14 protein-coding genes and 1 tRNA gene are annotated in these 15,508 nt (G+C 58.2%); 7 read left to right on the top strand and 8 right to left on the bottom strand.

Annotated features, from left to right (window positions below):
- Window positions 1–4: 4 nt before the first annotated feature.
- The gene (locus NTD85_RS18845; protein WP_262142910.1) at window positions 5–1,045 is read left to right on the top strand and encodes an FUSC family protein; all 1,041 of its coding nucleotides are present in this window, start codon (window positions 5–7) and stop codon (window positions 1,043–1,045) included.
- A gap of 3 nt (window positions 1,046–1,048) precedes the next feature.
- Here NTD85_RS18845 and NTD85_RS18840 read toward each other — a convergent pair whose 3' ends face one another.
- On the bottom strand, window positions 1,049–1,942 hold the full coding sequence (locus NTD85_RS18840) for a DMT family transporter (protein ID WP_262142901.1): 894 nt from the start codon (window positions 1,940–1,942) through the stop codon (window positions 1,049–1,051).
- Window positions 1,943–2,092: 150 nt separating this feature from the next.
- Here NTD85_RS18840 and NTD85_RS18835 point away from each other — a divergent pair, with 150 nt between their 5' ends.
- Together NTD85_RS18835 and NTD85_RS18830 are read left to right on the top strand one after the other, a co-directional pair.
- Entirely contained in the window at window positions 2,093–2,530 is a 438-nt protein-coding gene (locus tag NTD85_RS18835; RefSeq protein ID WP_007915449.1) for an Lrp/AsnC family transcriptional regulator, read from the top strand.
- Between the two features lie 58 nt (window positions 2,531–2,588).
- Window positions 2,589–2,915 (top strand): YceK/YidQ family lipoprotein, encoded by a 327-nt coding sequence (locus tag NTD85_RS18830; RefSeq protein WP_003224443.1) that lies wholly within the window; start codon window positions 2,589–2,591, stop codon window positions 2,913–2,915.
- 69 nt (window positions 2,916–2,984) lie between these two features.
- Here NTD85_RS18830 and NTD85_RS18825 read toward each other — a convergent pair whose 3' ends face one another.
- Window positions 2,985–3,656 carry a Bax inhibitor-1/YccA family protein gene (locus NTD85_RS18825; protein ID WP_003224442.1) on the bottom strand — a complete coding sequence of 224 codons (672 nt, stop codon included), beginning with the start codon at window positions 3,654–3,656 and terminating at the stop codon, window positions 2,985–2,987.
- Window positions 3,657–3,778: 122 nt separating this feature from the next.
- Between NTD85_RS18825 and NTD85_RS18820 the strand changes: the two genes are divergently transcribed.
- Together NTD85_RS18820 and NTD85_RS18815 are read left to right on the top strand one after the other, a co-directional pair.
- Window positions 3,779–3,866 (top strand) — tRNA-Ser (locus tag NTD85_RS18820).
- A 210-nt stretch (window positions 3,867–4,076) separates the two neighbouring features.
- Complete coding sequence (locus NTD85_RS18815) at window positions 4,077–4,235, top strand: hypothetical protein (RefSeq protein ID WP_003224440.1); 159 nt, start codon at window positions 4,077–4,079, stop codon at window positions 4,233–4,235.
- A gap of 104 nt (window positions 4,236–4,339) precedes the next feature.
- Here NTD85_RS18815 and NTD85_RS18810 read toward each other — a convergent pair whose 3' ends face one another.
- The 4 genes from NTD85_RS18810 to NTD85_RS18795 all read right to left on the bottom strand — a co-directional run bounded on the left by NTD85_RS18810 (window position 4,340) and on the right by NTD85_RS18795 (window position 7,471).
- Entirely contained in the window at window positions 4,340–4,822 is a 483-nt protein-coding gene (locus tag NTD85_RS18810) for a GNAT family N-acetyltransferase (protein WP_262142900.1), read from the bottom strand.
- Window positions 4,823–5,402: 580 nt separating this feature from the next.
- Window positions 5,403–5,570: a hypothetical protein gene (locus NTD85_RS18805; protein ID WP_262142899.1), complete on the bottom strand. Its 168-nt coding sequence runs from the start codon at window positions 5,568–5,570 to the stop codon at window positions 5,403–5,405.
- A 117-nt stretch (window positions 5,571–5,687) separates the two neighbouring features.
- Window positions 5,688–5,963, bottom strand: coding sequence for a hypothetical protein (locus NTD85_RS18800; RefSeq protein WP_262142898.1), 276 nt, complete (start codon window positions 5,961–5,963; stop codon window positions 5,688–5,690).
- A gap of 368 nt (window positions 5,964–6,331) precedes the next feature.
- Window positions 6,332–7,471, bottom strand: coding sequence for an MFS transporter (locus NTD85_RS18795; protein WP_262142897.1), 1,140 nt, complete (start codon window positions 7,469–7,471; stop codon window positions 6,332–6,334).
- A 98-nt stretch (window positions 7,472–7,569) separates the two neighbouring features.
- Between NTD85_RS18795 and NTD85_RS18790 the strand changes: the two genes are divergently transcribed.
- Window positions 7,570–8,349: an AraC family transcriptional regulator gene (locus NTD85_RS18790; RefSeq protein ID WP_262142896.1), complete on the top strand. Its 780-nt coding sequence runs from the start codon at window positions 7,570–7,572 to the stop codon at window positions 8,347–8,349.
- A 270-nt stretch (window positions 8,350–8,619) separates the two neighbouring features.
- Window positions 8,620–8,871, top strand: a complete 252-nt coding sequence (locus NTD85_RS18785; RefSeq protein ID WP_262142895.1) for a hypothetical protein — start codon at window positions 8,620–8,622, stop codon at window positions 8,869–8,871.
- Window positions 8,872–8,916: 45 nt separating this feature from the next.
- Here the strand turns inward: NTD85_RS18785 and NTD85_RS18780 are convergent, their stop codons facing one another.
- On the bottom strand, window positions 8,917–9,246 hold the full coding sequence (locus NTD85_RS18780; protein WP_003224429.1) for a hypothetical protein: 330 nt from the start codon (window positions 9,244–9,246) through the stop codon (window positions 8,917–8,919).
- 130 nt (window positions 9,247–9,376) lie between these two features.
- Window positions 9,377–15,460 (bottom strand): autotransporter outer membrane beta-barrel domain-containing protein, encoded by a 6,084-nt coding sequence (locus NTD85_RS18775; RefSeq protein ID WP_262142894.1) that lies wholly within the window; start codon window positions 15,458–15,460, stop codon window positions 9,377–9,379.
- Window positions 15,461–15,508 lie beyond the last annotated feature (48 nt).

Raw genomic sequence — 15,508 nt, 5'->3', positions numbered from 1 at the left:
ACCGCTGCTGCGGCGAATCCTGCGTCCGTTGCTGGACCCCTACCGCCGCTACCAGCACGCCCGAGTGATTCACGCGGTGCGGGTAGCACTGGGGCTGCTGGCGACCATTCTGCTGACCACCGGCATCAACCTGCCCCACGGCGAGTGGGCTTCGGTGACCATGCTGGTGGTGATCGGCGGTCTGCAACACCACGGCAACATCGGCAAGAAAGCCGCTGAACGCGCCACCGGCACCCTGATCGGTGCCGGCGTCGGTCTGCTGCTGGTGGCCCAACAGGCATGGCTCGGCATGCCGTGGCTGACCTACTTTGCGATGGCCGTGGTCTGCGGATTCTTCTCCTATCACGCCATCGGCAAAGGCGGTTACACCGCCCTGCTTTCGGCAATTACCGTGTTCATCGTCGCCGGACATGGCGACAACCCGATCACCGACGGCTTGTGGCGCGGCGTCGACATCCTGATCGGCATCGCCCTGGCCCTGGCGTTCTCCTTCGCACTGCCGCTGTACGCGGTTTATTCGTGGCGCTACAACCTCGCCGATGCCTTGCGCGACTGCGCCACATTGTACGGACGAATCATCAGCGGCCAACCGGTCAGCGCCGATGAACATCTGAAGCTGATGGGCCGGGTGACCACGGTGATGGTGCAACTGCGCTCGCTGATGCCTTCAGTGTCCAAGGAAGTGAAGATTTCCATGACCGAACTGGACGCGATTCAGCGCAACCTGCGAATGTGCGTCAGTACCCTGGAAATCCTCGGCAACACCCGCCCCGATGCCAACGACCCTGAAGCCATGGCGCACCTGCAATCGGCGCTGCGGGCCGAGCACCGGGTGATCCGCGTGCAACTGATCGGCATGGCCCGGGCCTTGAAGTCCGGGGCGGCGCAACGCCTGGCGCGCCCGCTGGAGCTACCGGACGCCAGCCTCGACACACCGGTCTACAGCACGCTGGACGGTTACCGTTTGCTGACCCGACAACTGGCGGCGAACATCGGCGAATTGCGTCAGCGTCTGGCGAAAACCGCGCCGCGCTGGAACATCTGAGCGTTACTGCGTCAGCAGTGGGCGACGCTTCAGGCCCCAGCCCTGTTGCATGCCGGCGGCGGCCAGCAGAATTGCCGCTACACCGAGCCATTGCAGGGTTTCCAGGCGATGGCCGAAGGCGAACCAGTCGACGAAAATCGCCGCAATCGGGTAGATGAAGGACAGCGCTCCGGTCAGTGCAGTTGGCAGTTTCTGGATCGCACCGTATAGCAGCACATACATCAGGCCCGTGTGGACAACGCCCAACGTCACCAGACTGGCCCATGCTCCGCTGGTTTGCGGCAGGCCGTTGAAGTGCGCGAACGGCGCGAGCAGCAGCACCCCGGTGCAGACCTGGATCAGGGCGATCAGATGCGGCGGCGTGCCGGTCAAACGCTTGATGATCAGCGCCGCTATCGCGTAGAGCAACGCCGCGCCCAATGCCAGCGCAATCCCCAGCAGATACTCGCCACCGCCCTCACCCTGCCCGCCATGGGCGCTGACGATCGCCAGCATGCCGAGAAAGGAAATCGTCAGCCAGAACAGTTTCTGCAGGGTGATTTTCTCGCCAAGAAACAACGCCGCCAAGCCGACCAGCATGAACGGCTGCACGTTGTATACCGCCGTCCCGATGGCAATCGAGGCCCGGGAATACGAGCCAAACAACAACACCCAGTTGCCGACAATCGCCACACCGCTGAGTACCGCGAGGAGGAACGTGGTGCGGGTCAGAATACCCGGGCGCAAGAAGCCGAACGCCGCACAAATCAACAGCAAGGTGCCGGCGCCGAACACGCAACGCCAAAACACCACGTCCAGCACCGGCTGCCCGGATACCAGCACGAACCAGCCGATGGTTCCGGAAATCAGCATAGCGGCGGTCATCTCCAACGAGCCGCGACGGGTTGTTGTGTCCATCATTAATCTCCCTTGGCGTTTGACGAAAGCGTGGCAAAAGTATGCCAAGCCGACACCACGTGCCTCCAGCGCAAAAAGCAGGCTAAACTGGATTTCTGCCTTCTTTATCGCGGGTGGTTTCCTTCAAATGCCTAATCCCGGAGTTGCCCCATGACCGACGATATCGACCAGATCCTCATCAGCGCCCTGATGGAAGACTCGCGCCGCTCGCTCAAGGCGTTGGCGCAGATCAGCGGCCTGTCGTCGCCCAGCGTGGCCGAGCGGTTACGCCGGCTGGAAGAGCGTGGCGTGCTCAAGGGCTATACGGTCGAAATCGATCCCAAATGCTTCGGTTATCAACTGCAGGCGATCGTCCGGGTGCGACCGCTGCCGGGGCAATTGCAGGAAGTGGAACGGCAGATCCTGTCGATCCCGGAGTTCACCGAGTGCGACAAGGTCACCGGCGAAGATTGTTTTATCGCGCGCCTGCACGTGCGCTCGATGGAGCAACTGGACACCCTGCTCGACCGGCTCAATACACTGGCTGAAACCAACACCGCGATCGTCAAGAAAACCCCGGTCAAACGTCGATTGCCGCCGATGGCATGAGTGCGTTTTGCGCGTATTCGGCGTAGATTGAGGTTTTTCCGACGAAGGATTGGCGGCGATGAATATTCAGGCAGTGATGCTGATGGCATTGGTGCTCAGCGGGTGCGGCACGGTGCAGACCGTTGTGAGCAGTGACCAGAAGACCGCTGAGCGTCTCAGGAACGAGAAAACCTACTGCGGTGCGGTACCGCGGATCTACAGCGGCGTGACCTACGACTTCTGCCTGATGCATGCCGAACTGAAGGATGGCGTTGATGCGTTCGACTACAAGAACGCCAACCCCGGCGTGCTGATCGATGCCGCCGCATCCGGCGTACTCGACACCCTGTTGTTGCCCTACACCCTCTACAAGCAGCAGGCGGACGGCAGCATTGTGATCAACTGATCGCGCTTGTATTTTCGCAGACAACAAAAAACCCGCCGAAGCGGGTTTTTCGTTATTTCACAACAGCGATCAGTCGTCGCGGCTCATGATGCCGAAGATCTGCAACAAGCTGATGAACAGGTTGTAGATCGATACATACAGGCTGATGGTCGCCATGATGTAGTTGCGCTCGCCACCGTGGATGATCGCGCTGGTCTGGAACAGAATGCAGACCGACGAGAACAGCACGAAGCCGGCGCTGATCGCCAGTTGCAAACCGCTGATCTGGAAGAACATGCCCGCCAGCGTTGCGCCCAGCAACACGAAGAAACCGGCGGTGATGAAACCACCGAGGAAGCTCATGTCCTTGCGGGTGATCAGCACGTAGGCCGACAGACCACCAAACACCAGCGCAGTCATCGCAAATGCCGAACTGACCACTTCAGCGCCGCCCTGCATGCCCAGGTAACGGTTAAGGATCGGGCCAAGCAGGAAACCCATGAAACCGGTCAGCGCAAATGCAGACACCAGGCCCCACGCGGAATCACGGAGTTTGTTGGTAAGGAAGAACAGCCCGTAAAAGCCGATCAGCACCACGAAAATATTCGGGTAGCCGACGCGCATCTGCTGAGCCACGAAAGCCATCACACCGCTGAATGCGAGGGTGAGCGCCAGTAAGCCGTAAGTGTTGCGCAGGACGCGGCTAACCTCTAGCTGCTCAGCCTGCACGCTGTTGTGAACTGCGTAATCCTGTTCGCGCATGGCGACACTCCTGTTGGTTTGAAACGTTCAGTGGCAAAGATCATAACAGACGCTCTGTAACAAGCCATGCACAGAGTTTGACAGTGTGTTTCATTCAGGTATTATGGCGCCCGCAACGCAACGGAGGTGTGGCCGAGTGGTTTAAGGCAACGGTCTTGAAAACCGTCGACTGTAACAGGTCCATGAGTTCGAATCCCATCGCCTCCGCCATATTTGATACGACAAAGCCCTGATTATTCAGGGCTTTGTCGTTTCTGGCGTTTATGAAAACTTCTGCCTTTCGGTATGTGTTCCATATCTTTTGTGGACGCGCTCCATAACTCGAGCGATTTTTCCCCTCTCCGGCGCCGTGCCAATCGTTAAAACACTCTTCATGTAACACGGTGCTGCGCTCATTCCTTGGCCGCCAAGGAAACCAAAATGCCCAACTCCGACCTGCTCCCTTCCCTGCTCTTCAAGATCAACGAAAACCAACTCGCCCTCGAAGCCGCCATCATGGAGCTGTCCAACTGGGTCGAGCAGCGCGGATCGGCAGATGTCGCCGAGAACGTCCGCGGCGCACTCTGGACGATCGACTAGAACGAGGAGTTCATCAAGATGACCTTGGCCGTTTTGATGGCGCCCGAGTGAGCGCTATCGGCCCAGAGTGTGTAAAAACGTACCTTGAGGTGCATCACATCCAGCTAGCAATCTGAGCCAACCGCCGGAACGCTCTGACGAACATAATAATTGTCGAATTCACTGCTTTCGACAAATTGAAAGCCATGGCGGATATAAAAGCGATTCGAAGCGCTTTCTTTGAGAGCTCCAACTTTAATAGGGAGCGCAGCCTCATCCGCCACTTTGAAAATCTGAGTGAGAACAACAGAGCCTATACCTGATCCTTGCGCGCTCGGTCTCACATACAAATGATCGAGCAAGAGTTCATTGTGGTGATGCTTGACCACTACAAAACCAACCTTTTCTCCAGATACCTCGATGTAGTGTGTGTTGCGAGCTTCAAAACCGCTAAGAAATCGCTCGCGCGCGCGCACCGGATCAAATCGCCCAACACGCTCCAGACTTTCGCGCATGGCCTCAATTCGAATGGCTACAAGATTGTCCAAGTCGCTTTGTTGAGCTAGGACCAAAACGACTGGGGAATTTTGATTGGGTGTGATGGGCATATTTTGCGCTCTATTTACCATCCTGGAAGGCCAGTATAGAGAGCCTGATCTGTGGGACCCAGTTTGACTTCACCGTTGAGTTAAGACTGAGTGGCACCTATTTTTCTAAATGTCGCAACAGGCTGCTTTTGGCCGATCTCTACAGTAACTCCCTCCCCCTTCAAAGTCAGCCGCTATAGCGGCAAGGACGAAGTCATGTCTGAACAAAAGCCAATAATCATGCACGACGCTCCGGAAGCGGCCAGCCTCAAAACGGTAACCGGCTGGGTTTCCGCTGATGGTCGCTTTTCGGCGCCGACGAAAACCTTGCCCGCTACTGCGGAGCCACCCACCGCCGCTGCGAAGCGAACCCGGATCACGATATCTACGAAGTGAACGGCTACTGCAAAGCGTGCCACCACGCTCGGCGCCAAGCAAAATTCGCGGCGATGCCAGTAAAAGAATGGGCCGGCGAACCTCTGGTCATCTTCGATAGTGATCGGTACATCTTCGATTAAGACGATCTGCGCGACTACCTAGTCGACAGCGATATCGATCTGGCCGACCTGCAGCTCTGCATCTGCGAACCAAACTACCCCAGTCAAATCGAACCGGCGAACCACTTCTGCGACGACTTGCCAAAGGACAGCGAGATCCGCGACGACCAGTTGCTCGCGGCGTTCAATCTGCTGAACGAGATAATCCGCCAGTCCGAGCCCTTGTCGTGGTCGGAAGGCAAGTACGCCGCGCAGCTCCCGCAATCGCTCATTGATGAAATTGCGGCTGCTCGGGTGACGCCATGATCGCCACCCTCTGGTTCGCCTACGTCTTTATCTACAAGGGGCCGAGACCATGGCTGTAAAGTCCAGCCAACGCGAAGCCTCCGTCACTTTCTTGGAAATAGCCATCTCAGAGCGACCGAAAGAGCCGCTGCCATGAAGGAGCCAGCAATGTTCAAAGATGAGTGAATCACACTGAGAAATTCACCGAAGGTCGCCGTCTCCGGATCAGCTTTCATGAGAAACAATATAATGAAGCCGAGATAACAGCCTAGAGCACACCCTAAAAATGCCTTCATTTCAGAGCGGGCAAAAGCTATGAAGTGTTGAGTTAACAAAGCACCGCTGTGGGCAGCGCTTCTTAGCGACTCGTTGAAATTCATAGACTGGTTCCTTCCATTGACTGTTGGCTGAACAATAGTAAATCAACGTAAACCAAACCCCAATCTCCCTACATGCCTGAGGCTGTCTTCAAAAGGCAGCTTTCGGCAGAAGCAGTCATTGAATAGATGGATTTAAATCAAGGCGGAATACTTTATGCGGCCGAAGGCTGGCATCAAGAGTTAGATCCGGGTAAAGAAATCTGATTTAGGATCACGATGGAACTCAAGACGCGTGACTGTTTGGGCTTAGAGATGATTGCCAGGATTTGACTCTCCGCCACGTTTTGGCGGCATCCATCGCGGCGTATCCGTCCGGTTATCACCGGGCGATGCAACAGATTGGTCAAATCGTTCAACGAGTGCTGCGATCAACGTCTGATGGCCGTTGGAAGGCGTGCAAGCCCTAGCAATATCGCCAGCAAGGCACAGATCAACAGCGTCAGCCCAAAAGCCTGGCACCAGGCTGCCAAGGTCAAGCCGGCGCCGATCACCAAGTAATACAACAAACCGAACAGCGCCCCTGCCGTGCCGAGGCAATCGCGATAAGCAGCCAATGCCGCCCCCAGCACATTCGGAATCGCCATACCGAAAGCCATCACCACCAACAACATCGGCAGAATGAACAGCCAGCTTTCCTGCAGCATCATTACCAGAACGCTGCCTGACAACGCCACGCCTCCGGCGACCAGGACCAATTGCTCACTGTTCACTCCCCGCTTGAGCAATCCTTTGTTCAACCACGCTCCCAACCCTGACCCCAGCGCCAATAGCACACCACTATAGCCAAACTGTTCACCGGACAAATCCAGTCGCTCGAAGATGAACGGTCCCAGGCTGTAGTAACTTGACATCGCAATGTTGAATACCGCCACCAACCCGACCGAGCGCCATATGGCCCAATCCTTGAGCATTAAGCTTAAGGTGCCGAACAAAGGCGCAGTCGGGAGTGAAGCCGGGCGAGTTTCAGGCAATGCCCAGAGGCACCAGGCCCACAACACCAGCGCCAGCAACAGCAGGCAAGTGAGCATGCCGCGATAGCCGAAAAAGTGAACCAGGCTAGCCCCGGTAAACAATCCGATTGCAGGACTGGCTGCCAGAGCAATGCCCATTAGCGAAAACACTTGAGCCAGTTCAACGCCACTGAATCGATCACGCAGAACAGTTTGCGTCACCACCGACCCCACTGCTGCACCGAAAGCGGCCAGTGACTGGGCAATCAACAACCCGCCAAAGGAGCTGACGCTCAAGGCCAGACAGGAGGCCCCACCGTATAGGGCCAGCCCGGACAGCATGATCGGACGCCGTCCGAATCGGTCGCACAGCCGCCCCCACACCACCACACCCAAAGCGAAGGCCAGAAAATACACGGAGAGAATTTGCCCTGCCGCTTGGGGACTTACTGCAAACGCCTGCACGATATCCGAGAGCGCGGGACTATAGAGCGCTTGGGCAAGCTGAGGAAACATCAACAGCACCACCGCCAGCACCAGCAGATTTTTCAGATTCATTGAAAGGGACTTCCCAGGGAAACAGGGAAGGATTTTAAAGAGACGTCAACGGCGTATTATCTAAACTACGACAACTTATCAATCAAATCGGACAATTTATGGCTTGGCTACCTGCCAATGCGCCTTTCGATCCTGACAAGTTCAAAGCCCCGGTAATCGGTATCGGAGCGCTTCTTGGCAATCATGATTCGGGGGTTCACCAACACCAACGTGGCCAGCTACTGTTCACTCAACAGGGCTGCACTCGTATCACCCTGGTCAATCAGTTGTGCCTGTTGCCACCGACCCGAGCGGCCTGGATTCCCAGTGGTGTAGCGCACCGTGCTGTGATGCAACAGACCGTCGACTACCGGTCGGTGTACGTTAGCCAGGCGTTGGCTGCGCAGTTGCCCGAGAAAGTTCGAGTAATCGAAGTCAGTGCCCTGCTGAGGGCCGTATTGGAGGCGATGTGTTTGGCCCCTTTTGACACCGAGTGGGAACACGGCAAATATGCTCATTTGCTTGGGCTGTGCCTGGCCGAAATCAACGAAGCCACCGAGCAACCGACACTGCTGCCACTCCCCCGAGACAAACGACTGACGCCGTTGCTGAAGAACCTTGAGCAACTACCACCCGAGTTACAGGTACTACAGCGGCAGGTAGGTGCCAGTAGCAAGACCATCAGTCGAATCTTCCTGAGAGAAACCGGCATGGGTTATCAGCAATGGCGTCAGCAATGGCGACTGATGCGCGCCATCGAATTGCTCGCCACTGGCCACAGCATCGCCTTCTGCGCCTATGAGTTGGATTTCGCCAGCGAAAGTGCGTTGATCGCCTTCTTCAAGGGCATGACCGGCACCACGCCACGGGGTTATTTCAAGGAAAAGCCTTTAACTTGAGGGGGCATTTTCGAAATATCTCTCGTCGGGCAATTTACCGGGATCAATCAGTTGCAACCCTGGAGGCCTTTGCTCCCGTAAAATCGGCAGCCAAGCGCTCAAAATCGGCTCTTCAGGGATTGCCCTGAAAATGTATGTGGCATAGGTGAGCACTGCCCCCTAAGTATTGAATAGCTAGACAAACATCACTCACCGTACTATCGGTGTTTTCCAGCCAAAGTGCTTCATCGTAGTATTTGGCTCGAGACTTCTTCTCATAAGGTGACGTCCATGAAAGCTAATGAACTTCTTCCAGACCACGTCGACTCACGCGAAATTAACGGGGTGGTTGTGCGCAAGGGAACGGTTGGTGCATTTTTGATCAACGCGAAAGTCTGGCTTGATTCCTCCTCGGATTCGACGCAGCACCAACAGGCGGAACGCGACATGGTCGAGTCGCTGCCAGCCCTGCGGGCGCTTGGTTTTCTTGACGTATTTGCAGCCCGCGATCCGGCTTTGCAAAAGCTGATCGATTCCGTTTGACCGCACAGTTCAAGATTCCGGTTTGTTTGCCCTCTAGTAAGCGGTTCAGCACGTTGACATCGCGAACGTAATAAACCCCGTGGTCAGCGTGGTGAAAATCAATCCGAAAAAGAACAAGCCGTCGGCGATTCTTTCCAATAGGTGGTTGCGCTTGGTTCCTCGAGTGCGTAACGCCCAATAGGCGATCAGGCAAGTCATCAGGTAAATGATCGCATTGATCGCCAGCATGCTCTGCCCCATCACATCTTCCTGGCGAGTATTGATGACCACCCGCAGGATTCCGACCACCGTCAGGCACACCCCGACCATCGCGCCGGACGAGTTGAAGATGTGGATGCAAATATCGTCATCAAGTTTGGTGCGCCGTTCACTCATTGAGTCAACTCATCTATTGCGAAAAAAAAATTGCCCGCATTGATACTGTTCTTGATCATTTTTTCAGCCCCTTATCGATTCGACTGGTCGGGACTCCACCGTCAAAATGCGGTGGAGTCCGACTCGCTCATCAGAAAAAGTGAGTGAACCGAATGGCGCCTTCACCCATGCGGTAACCATCCCCGGACTGCCCGGTGTAGTCGAGCCGTACTTCGGAATGCGCGCTGACCTTGAGATCGACACCCGCGTTGTACTGATTCAGTTGGTGAGGCGTGGCCATTTCGCTGTTGAACGACTGCACACTTTCGCCGGAGCCGATCAGGCGCATATCCGTGTTCCAGTTATCGCCGCTGTAGAACGCCTTGCCCACGGCCACCGAAGGTTTCACTTCAGCACCGTTGCTAAAGCGCAGGTGTTCACCGATTTCCACCATCGGTGATGCCGAGAAGATCGTACCGTTGCCAGCGTTCACTCTCAGGCCGAGCACTCCGGCATCGGACTCCTGGAAGCCATCGGTATGGATATTGATCGCATGCACATCGACGTAGGGTTTCACATACCAGCTGCCTCCATCGACCAGATAAGAAGTGCGCGAATGCAGGCCAATGTTGTAGGCATCGAACGAGCCCTTGGCGTCGAGGTTCTGATTACCGACTTGCAAGTGCCGTGTTGACTGGTACTTGCCTTGCGCCGCATCGAGAGCACCACTGAAAGTCCACTGGCCGATCTCGCGTTTGACCACTGCGCCGAGGCTTACCCCATTGTCGGTGACACTGCCGACGCCGCTGGAGGCCGACTCACTGCCGTCGTTATAGGCCATCGATCCGCCGACCCACCAGCCGTCCGCAAGCTCGTGCTGACCGCCCACTTGCACCACATGCTCGTTGACGCGATAGGAGTCGTCGCTGCCGTTGACATGGGTGTTCTGATCATCGGCCCGGGTCCAGACACAGTCGTGTTCATGCTTGTCCGAGTTGAAGTCGCGCTCATCCGGGCACGTGTTCATCCGATCAACGAACGACTCACTGGCGGTCAACCGTGCAACGCCAACCATTTGTAGCGATTCGGCACTCAGGCCGGACAGCGCCGCACTGTATTGTTGCGGGTTTTTCACCTGGTCCAGTGCGCTGTAGAGCGGTGCCAGCGCCGTCACGCCACTGTCGAAGTTGGCCTGCAAATGGTTCGCCAGTTGCTGCGCGTTGCGGCTCAGGCCAGCCGAGTGGGCGGCGCTTGAGAACTGCGCATCGGGTGTTACCGAAAGCGTGTTGTCGGCCAGTTGCGACTTATAGCTATACAGATAGTTGGAGTCATCCTGGACAGCCAGATTATCTACAGTCAGTCCTTTGGTCGCGGAGATGACTTGTTGGGTTGATGAAGCCATGGTCACGGGTGCGACTTTCAGCGTGCCGCTCAGATTCGCTGTCCCTTCGACGACCAGTGTCGACGCCTGTCCGCCAGCGAAATCAATGTGGCTGAGCAATGTTCCGGTGCTGGCAAGATTGCCTTTGATCATCGTGTCGGGGGTAAAAATGTTGCCGGCCTGCAGACCGCTGCCAACCACCAATGTGCCCGGGTTCACAATCGAACCGATGTAACTGACGCCCCCCAGTACGGGAGCCCAAGTACCATCGTTCGCCAGCGCCCCGCTTCCCAGATTCAGCGAGCCATTGAGTGTGCCACCTGCGCTATTGTTTACGTTGACCTCATTACGCTGTGCAACCACCGCATAGGAATCACTGCCAATCTGCCCGCTGTTGGTCACCGTGTTGCTGGTCGCATTACTGTTGATGACAATGGCATTGGAGTGACTACTGTTAACCGTACCGCTCACATCTACATTTACCGGGTTAGCCGATGGCGCGGAGCTGTCGGTGTTGACGAAAATAGCCGGAGAGTTGATCCCGGTGGTCGTCACCGCCCCCTCGACCTTCACTGTGACAGGCCCGGAAGTGCCCAACCCTCCGGCGGTGCCCATATAGAGCACGCCATCGCTGGCGACCAGGCCGCCGCCGCCGCCAACACTTTGAGCAAAAATGCCGGTGGCGTTGCTGCCGGTTGTCGCAACGCTGCTGTTGGCCTTTACGTCGACCTGCACCGCACCGCCATCGCCCGTGCTACCCAGATTGAACAGACTGCGATTTTGCGGTGTGAAGGCGCCGACCGCACTACCCGTAGTCGAGAGATCGCCTGCCAGCAATCCACTACCCCCGACGCTCTGGGCAATGACGCCAAAGGCTCCGGCACCACTGGTGAAAACATCGCCCAGCACATTGACGCTGCTGGATTGCCCGTTGCCGGACAGTCCATTGGCGACGGTGAAATAGTCTTTTCCGCCCGTGGCTGCGGCACGTACCCAGCCGCCACCACCACCGATGCTTTGCGCGACGATGCCATGCGCATCAAGGCCACTGGTCTGGACATTCTGCGCCATGACCAGCACCGGGCCTCCGTCGCCGCAAGTCGCTACGGTGCCACCGCAAGCCTCTACCGCCGATTTTCCGGCCATCTGGAAGCCGCTCATCTGCAAACCACCGGTGCTGACGGCGCCCCCGGTTTGCGGGTTGGTTCCAGTGTCATTCAGGGTCACCAAACCGCCGCCACCGCCAATGCTCATGGCGGCGATCCCAGCGGCGTAACTGCCGGTAGTGGAGACGAATGTCGCCGGACCTCCCGTCAGGGAGGGCATGCTGTAAACGGCCACGGCCTGGCCATTACCCGTGGCACCGGCATTACCGCCCAACTCGACGTTGAGTGTCTGCAACTGATTGGTCGCCCCCGGAATGCTGGTAGTGGTAAAGCCGCCCGTGCCGCCGCCACCGCCGATGCTTGCCGCGAAAATACCCAGCGAAGCACTACCCTCGGTCTGTATGTTGCCTTGGTTGATGACACTGACTTCGCCACCGCTGCCGGCGCTGCCACCCTGTCCACCCACAGCGATGGTGGCGTTAAGTTTGCTCAGATCAGTGCTGGAGTTATTCGAAGCGGCCACCATCCCGCCGCTGCCGCCACCGCCACCGATACTCATGGCGTCGATGCCGTCAGACATCGGGCCCAACGTGTGGATCGCACCTGTCGCGGCGTTGGTGACGTTGACTTCTTTGCCGTCGCCACCCGCGCCACCCTTGCCGGCGAAACCGCCGCCGATATTGAGCGTGACGCTCAAATCGCCACCGCCGTCGCCACTGGCCGGCGGCTTGGCGCCGTTGGTACTGTTGTCCTTGTAGTAACCCTTAATCAGGTCGACTACGTTCTGCACACCTTTGTCGAACAACCCACTGGCACTGGGCACAAAGCCCATCGTGTTATTGCTGTAAGTGGTGACGACGCTTGGCAGTGAGTTCTGCAAATACTTGAAGAGTTGAGTCTGAGGATCATCGCCACCACCTGTGGAAGCATTACCGCCCGAACCGCCACCACCGCCGACACTTTGTGCATAGATAGCCGCCGCGTCACCGCCGCCAGTGACGATGGTCCCGGCGTTATTCACAGTGACCGTACCGCCGTTATTGCCGCTGCCGCCATTGCCGCCGACCGCGACCCTGGCGTTGAGCGTGCCGGAACTGCCGTTGGCCACTCCGCCGCTGCCGTTGCCGCCACCACCGCCAATGCTTTGCGCAAAGATGCCGCGGGATCCGTCGGCCATGGTGATGATCGCGCCCGTCTGGGCGTTACTGACATTGACGTTGCCGCCAGTATCGCCTGTGCCTCCGCCGCCACCGATGCCCAGTTCCAGTTCGCCGGCCTTCTTGCTGTCATTGTCGGCGTACTGCGCGGTGTCGCTGCTGCCTACGCCACCATTACCGCCACCACCGCCGATGCTTTGCGCAATGATCGCATCACTGTCGCGGGCCATGGTCCAGATCAGGCCGTTATTGTTGGCCGTCGCCGTACCGCCGCTGCCACCACCGGCACCATCACCGCCGATGGCCAGATTGATGTTGAGCGTCGATCCCTTGGTGCTCAGTTGGGTTGAATGGGAGTCGCCACCGTTGCCGCCACCTCCGCCAATACTTTGCACCTGCAGGCCATGGGAACCGGCACCGTTGGTGACGATCGAGAAGTCATTGGTACCGGTGACATTTCCGCCATCACCACCCGCGCCGCCCTTGCCACCCACGGAAAGGTTGAAGTCCAGCGAGGGAGCTTCCGAGCTGTTGATCAACTGATAGGCCGCCGCCTTGCTGGCGCCGCCATTGCCGCCCCCGCCACCCACGCTCAACACTTGCAAGCCAAAGGCATCGCTGCCCTGAGTCAGGATCTGGCCATCATTGAGCGCCAATACGTCACCAGCATTGCCGCCCTTGCTGCCATCGCCGCCCACGGCCAGAGTCACATCCACCTGCGCCCCGGCCTCGAGTGAGCTGGCGGAGCCACCATTACCACCGCCACCGCCCACGGCCATGGCCTGCATACCAATGGAGTGCGCGCCCGAGGTCTGAATCACGCCGTTGTTGGCGGCAGACACTTGCAGCGTCCCACGCTGCCCCGCGGACCCGCCGCTGCCACCCTTGCCACCAATAGTCATGGCGAATGCACCACCCACTGTCGACGAAGCGTTCCCTCCGGAACCGCCGCCGCCGCCGACACTGATTGCCGAAATGCCATCCGAGCGATCACCGCTGGTGACAATCACCGCACCGGGCAACAACTTGCCATTGGCATCATTAAAATCGCCGTTTTGTACGGTAACGGTTCCACCGGTACCGCCAATCTCACCGTTGCCACCGACGGCGAATCCGGCAATTACGCTGCCAGTACTGACATCGCCACCGGCGCCGCCGCCCCCACCTATGCTCTGCGCGACGATGCCACTGGCGTCATTGCCGGTGGTGGTGATCGTGGTTTGCGAGGCATCGCCGGAAGTACTCGAGAATGTTTGAACGGAGACGTTCGAGCCGTTACCGCCTTGCGCACCATTACCACCCTTGGCTTTGAACGGCGAGCCAGCGCTCGCTCCGTCACCACCGGACCCACCGATACTCTGTGCCAGAATGGCCGGCGCCGTGTAACCCGTGGTGCTGACATTGATATCGCCCAGGGTCACTTGTACCGCGCCGCCAGATCCCGCCGCCCCGCCAGGCCCGGCGATGGCGGTGGCACCTTCTGCGGTGCCGCCCATTCCGCCGTCGCCACCAAAGGATTGCGCCGCAACTGCTGCACTGAGGAAAGACGTTTCGAAACTGTTGCCCAGGGGAAGATTTACGATCTCACCCTGCCCGGAGATCGGTGAGCCAACGGCGGAAATCCTCCAGCCGGGATTGTGTGCCTCTCCAGTGATATTGGCGGTAACGCTACCGCCATTCCCCCCCGTACCGCCAACACCACCATGGGCTGTGCCACCACTGGCGTCGGCTGACGACCCTGCGCTGCCCTGTCCACCTTGGCTTAGCAAGACAATGCCCGAGCCGCCGGAGACGAACGAGGCGGTACGGGAAACCAGTGAAACCGCGCCACCATTGCCGCCGTTACCGCCGGCACGGCCATTCGCATCGCCGACCGTTTTTATCGTTTGGCCAGAGCCGGAGTAGTCGGGATTGGAGTCGGCACCGGCTCCACCGGTCGAGGTCACCAGTAACGCGGTGGCACCGGGTTTGTTGGCATTCGCACCTTGAAGACTGACGATACTGCCAGCTAGATTGACGTCTACATCGCCACCATTACCCCCGGATCCAGCCGTACCGGCGATACCTTCAGCGGCATTAAAACCGCCCCCATAGCCGCCTTGCCCGCCAGCGCTTTGCACCGCTACTGCCGCAGGACCGGTGGTCGAACTGGTGACTTGCGAGCCTTGGCTCATGGTCAATGACAACGTCCCGGGTGTACCGCCCAAACCGCCTGAACCCGCAGCAGGCCCGCTGTTGCCGCCCTCGGTGCCATTGCCGGTACCGCCCGCGCCACCGGTTACGCTGAGGCCAAGCGTCGGAGCCGCGCCACTATCGGTGAGCGTGGTGCCGCCGTTGATCTGCACCACCAGTCCTGGGCCGGTCGGTGCCGGGCTACCGTCCTGGGGATTTTTGTCATCGCCGGTACCGGCGGCACCGGACTGCCCCGTCTGATTATTGGTGTAGGCGCCCTGTTGACCGGTCGGCAGTACGACGGTCTGAGCCAATGCAGGCGTTGCCTGCAACATGACGCTCAGCACCACCGCCAGTGGCGTCAGGACGAACGGATTCAAGCCGGGCAGCCGGGAGCCGCCAACATAATTCGGGGACATTGAAGTTTACCTTGGAGGGCCCGTGAAATTGGGCTGAGGCGTCCATGA

This window comes from Pseudomonas sp. 13B_3.2_Bac1 (genome assembly GCF_025466205.1).
Lineage (GTDB): Bacteria > Pseudomonadota > Gammaproteobacteria > Pseudomonadales > Pseudomonadaceae > Aquipseudomonas > Aquipseudomonas fluorescens_H.
The sequence above is the reverse complement of the archived record's forward strand: the minus strand, read 5'-3'. Positions and strand labels throughout refer to the sequence as shown.

What these genes read in the sequence shown, in the direction of transcription:
- NTD85_RS18795 (WP_262142897.1), bottom strand. Translation starts at nt 7,471, where the DNA reads ATGAATCTGAAAAATCTGCTGGTGCTGGCGGTGGTGCTGTTGATGTTT.
- NTD85_RS18805 (WP_262142899.1), bottom strand. Translation starts at nt 5,570, where the DNA reads ATGAGCGATTGCGGGAGCTGCGCGGCGTACTTGCCTTCCGACCACGAC.
- NTD85_RS18780 (WP_003224429.1), bottom strand. Translation starts at nt 9,246, where the DNA reads ATGAGTGAACGGCGCACCAAACTTGATGACGATATTTGCATCCACATC.
- NTD85_RS18830 (WP_003224443.1), top strand. Translation starts at nt 2,589, where the DNA reads ATGAATATTCAGGCAGTGATGCTGATGGCATTGGTGCTCAGCGGGTGC.
- NTD85_RS18790 (WP_262142896.1), top strand. Translation starts at nt 7,570, where the DNA reads ATGGCTTGGCTACCTGCCAATGCGCCTTTCGATCCTGACAAGTTCAAA.
- NTD85_RS18825 (WP_003224442.1), bottom strand. Translation starts at nt 3,656, where the DNA reads ATGCGCGAACAGGATTACGCAGTTCACAACAGCGTGCAGGCTGAGCAG.
- NTD85_RS18835 (WP_007915449.1), top strand. Translation starts at nt 2,093, where the DNA reads ATGACCGACGATATCGACCAGATCCTCATCAGCGCCCTGATGGAAGAC.
- NTD85_RS18840 (WP_262142901.1), bottom strand. Translation starts at nt 1,942, where the DNA reads ATGGACACAACAACCCGTCGCGGCTCGTTGGAGATGACCGCCGCTATG.
- NTD85_RS18800 (WP_262142898.1), bottom strand. Translation starts at nt 5,963, where the DNA reads ATGAATTTCAACGAGTCGCTAAGAAGCGCTGCCCACAGCGGTGCTTTG.
- NTD85_RS18775 (WP_262142894.1), bottom strand. Translation starts at nt 15,460, where the DNA reads ATGTCCCCGAATTATGTTGGCGGCTCCCGGCTGCCCGGCTTGAATCCG.
- NTD85_RS18785 (WP_262142895.1), top strand. Translation starts at nt 8,620, where the DNA reads ATGAAAGCTAATGAACTTCTTCCAGACCACGTCGACTCACGCGAAATT.
- NTD85_RS18815 (WP_003224440.1), top strand. Translation starts at nt 4,077, where the DNA reads ATGCCCAACTCCGACCTGCTCCCTTCCCTGCTCTTCAAGATCAACGAA.
- NTD85_RS18810 (WP_262142900.1), bottom strand. Translation starts at nt 4,822, where the DNA reads ATGCCCATCACACCCAATCAAAATTCCCCAGTCGTTTTGGTCCTAGCT.